The 3,658-nt window shown below is 64.5% G+C and carries 3 protein-coding genes; all 3 read left to right on the forward strand.

Annotated features, from left to right (window positions below; genetic code table 11):
• On the forward strand, positions 1 to 611 hold a 611-nt coding region (locus EN742_RS28055), incomplete at its 5' end, for a prolyl oligopeptidase family serine peptidase (RefSeq protein ID WP_148670308.1).
• A gap of 241 nt (positions 612 to 852) precedes the next feature.
• Entirely contained in the window at positions 853 to 2,232 is a 1,380-nt protein-coding gene (locus tag EN742_RS28065; RefSeq protein WP_126054118.1) for an aspartate aminotransferase family protein, read from the forward strand.
• Positions 2,233 to 2,422: 190 nt separating this feature from the next.
• Positions 2,423 to 3,658, forward strand: a 1,236-nt coding sequence (locus tag EN742_RS28070; protein ID WP_128333526.1) for an FAD-binding oxidoreductase, incomplete at its 3' end; no start/stop codon positions are given.

Genomic DNA, 3,658 nt, shown 5'->3' on the forward strand with positions numbered 1-3,658 from the left:
TACGCGGCGGCGGCGCGTTCGGCCCGGCCTGGCACCAGGCGGCGCTCAAGGGTAACCGTCAGAACGCCTTCGACGATTTCGCCGCGGTGGCAGAGGATCTCGTCAAGCGCGGCATCACGACGGCGGCGCAGCTCGGGATCCAGGGTGGCTCAAACGGCGGCCTGCTGACCGGCACGTCACTGATCCAGCGTCCGGAACTGTTCGGGGCCGTCATCATCGACGTGCCGCTGCTCGACATGCTGCGCTACACTGAACTGCCGCCCGGGGCTTCGTGGATCGCCGAATATGGCGATCCCTCGAAGCCGGAAGAGGCGGCATGGCTGGCGGCCTACTCGCCCTATCAACATGTCAAAGTGGGTGGCGACTATCCGCCGGTTCTGCTGATGACCTCAACCGCGGACGACCGCGTCCATCCCGGCCATGCCCGCAAGATGGCGGCGCGCCTGCAGGAGGCCGGCCACGGCAGGACGCTGTTCTTCGAGGAAACGGAAGGCGGACATGGCGGGCGCGGCGATCGTCGTCCTCAAGCGGCGCAAACGGCGATGCGCTATGTCTTCCTGCAGCGGGCGCTGGAGCATCGGACGGAAAAGGGGAAACCGGTTTTCGGATAATCCGATGCACTTTCGAAAACCTGCCACGGCTTGAATTCAAGGCCAAGGGCGGCTTAAGGTGCCGCCATGGCTTGCACGAAGACATCAGGCGCCTTCGGGGTTGCGGTGCCGCCGCCACCGCGCACGCTTCGTGCTGAGCTGCTCAGGTTTTGCGCCCGCATCGGCTATTCGCCGCCCGCCTGTCTCTGACGAATCCAGCCCCGGCATTTGCCGGATTGATTCCAGAGGAAAGATCAAATCCATGACCTATCAGAACTATTCGCTGAAGCAGCTTCAGCAGATCGACGCCGCGCATCACCTTCACCCGTTCACCGACCACAAGGAACTGCGCGAGATCGGCTCGCGCATCATCACCCGTGCCGACGGGCCGTTCATCTATGATGCCGAGGGCACCGAGATCCTCGACGGCATGGCCGGCCTGTGGTGCGTCAATGTCGGCTATGGCCGCAATGAGCTGGCCGAGGCCGGCTATGCCCAGATGAAGGAGCTGCCCTACTACAACTCCTTCTTCAAATGCTCGACGCCGACGCCTGTGCTGTTGTCGAAGAAGCTGGCGGAACTGGCGCCGAAGCACGTCGGCCAAGTGTTCTACGGCTCGTCCGGCTCGGAGGCCAACGACACGGCGCTCAGGCTCGTCCGTCACTACTGGGCGCTCGAGGGCAAGCCGGAGAAGAACCGCGTCATCTCGCGCAAGATGGGCTATCACGGTTCGACCATTGCCGGCACCTCGCTCGGCGGCATGGAGCCGATGCACAAGCAGCTCGGCGGCGCCGTTCCCAACATCGTCCATGTGATGATGCCCTATGCCTACGAACTCGCGCTGCCCGGCGAAAGCGACCATGATTTCGGCCTGCGCGCGGCCAAGGCCGTCGAGGACGCCATCCTCGAGGCCGGCGCCGACAAGGTGGCCGCCTTCATCGGCGAGCCGGTGATGGGTGCCGGCGGGGTGAAGATCCCGCCGCTGAGCTACTGGCCGGAAGTGCAACGCATCTGCCGCAAGTACGACGTGCTCCTGATGCTCGACGAGGTGATCACCGGCTATGGCCGCACCGGCGAATGGTTCGCGGCGCAGACCTTCGGCGTCGAGCCCGACACCATCACAACGGCCAAGGCGCTGACGTCCGGCTACCAGCCGCTGTCGGCGCTGCTGGTCGGCGACCGCATCAGTGCGACGCTGGTCGAGAAGGGCGGCGAGTTCTATCACGGCTACACCTATTCCGGTCACCCCGTGGCCTGCGCCGTGGCGCTGAAGAACCTCGAGATCATCGAGCGCGAAGGCCTGGTCGAGCGGGTCAGGAACGACACCGGTCCCTACTTCGCCCAGGTGCTGCAGGAGCGCATCGCCGGGCACAATCTGGTCGGCGAGGTGCGCTCGATCGGACTGATGGGGGCGATCGAGATCGTCAAGGACAAGGCGACGAAGGAGCGTTACCTGCCGTCGGGAAGTGCTGCCGTCGTCGTGCGCGACCATGCGATCGCCCAAGGCATGATGCTGCGCGCCACCGGCGACACGATGATCCTGTCGCCGCCGCTGATCTGGACGCGCGAGACGGTCGACATGGCCTGCGACCGCATCGCCAGGGCACTCGATCTCGCCGAAGCGGATTTGCGCAAGCGCTGAACGAAACAGCCGGGCGTCGCCAGCGACGGCGCCCGGCTTCTCTTGGGCGTTAGTCGCGATCGTGGACCAACGGCCGGGCCGTACTGCCGTGTCCCAGCCCAGGAAATGTGCTGAAAAGCCGGATGCCGTCTGACAGTATGCGCCAGGGTTCATGTGAACCAACGGCAATTTCATGCAAGGGCAGGCGTGTATGGTGAGTTCCTTTCGTGCGGTCGTGGTCGGTGGCGGCTGCGTGGGCACAGGCATTCTTTATGGCCTGGCGAAACGCGGCTGGACCGATGTGGCATTGCTGGAGAGGACGCAGCTTACCGCCGGCTCGACATGGCATGCCGCAGGGCTCATTCCGTCCTACGCGCGCAGCCGCAACGTCGGCCGCATGATCGCCAGGTCGATTGAGATCTATGAGGGCCTGGAAGCCGAGACGGGCCAGAGTGTCGGCTGGCACAAATGCGGCCAGCTGCGCATTGCCAACACGCGCGACCGGCTCGACGAGTACAAGAGCTATATGGATGTCGCTGAGGTCCAGGGTCTGCGGGCCCGGATCGTATCGCCGGCGGAGGCGCGCGAGATCTGGCCGCTGCTCGACAACAAGGACATGCTGGGTGCCCTTTACCACCCCGACGATGGCCACATTGCACCCGCGGATGTCACCCAGGCGATGGCCAAGGGCGCACGCGACCTCGGCGCGAAGGTCCATCTCGACACCGAAGTTGTTGGGTTCGAGCGGATGCCGGGCGGCGAGTGGAAGGTCAACACATCGCGCGGCGACATCCTCTGCGAGCACGTCATCCTTGCTACGGGCAACTATGCGCGCCAGACCGGCGCCATGCTGGGTCTGGACATTCCGGCGATCCCGATCGTCCATCAGTACTGGATCACCGAGGCGGTTCCAGAGATTGTGGAGCGCAAACGGCTGGGCCTACCGGAAATGCCGATCCTCAGGGACGAGGGCTACGAGGGCTATCTGCGCGAAGAGGGGGATGGGCTGCTGTTCGGTCCCTATGAGCGCACGGAACAGCTCAAGCTGTTCGCCGAAAACGGCGTCCCGGAATGGTTCGGCGCCGATTTGCTCGATGAGGATTTCGACGCTGTTTCCTGGAACTGGGAGCGTGCCAGCGAATTGGTCCCCGCGCTGGGGCGCGCGGGCATCAAGCGGAATGTGCGGGGACCTTTCCAGATGACGGCCGATGAACTGCCGCTGATGGGACAGGCCTGGGGCCTTGAGAATGTCTGGCTCGCCGAAGGCGTGCCAGGGGGCATCCTCTGGGGCGGAGCTATCGGCTATTACCTTTCCGAGCGGATCGTGGAGGGCGGCAACAGCATCGATACGGCGGAGCTCGATCCCCGCCGCTTTGGCCACTATGCCAACAAGAACTGGACCCGGGCAAAAGTCAGGGAAGCCTGGGGTACGCACGCGGTACAGCAC

Source organism: Mesorhizobium sp. M4A.F.Ca.ET.020.02.1.1 (assembly GCF_004022645.1).
Classification (GTDB): Bacteria; Pseudomonadota; Alphaproteobacteria; order Rhizobiales; family Rhizobiaceae; genus Mesorhizobium.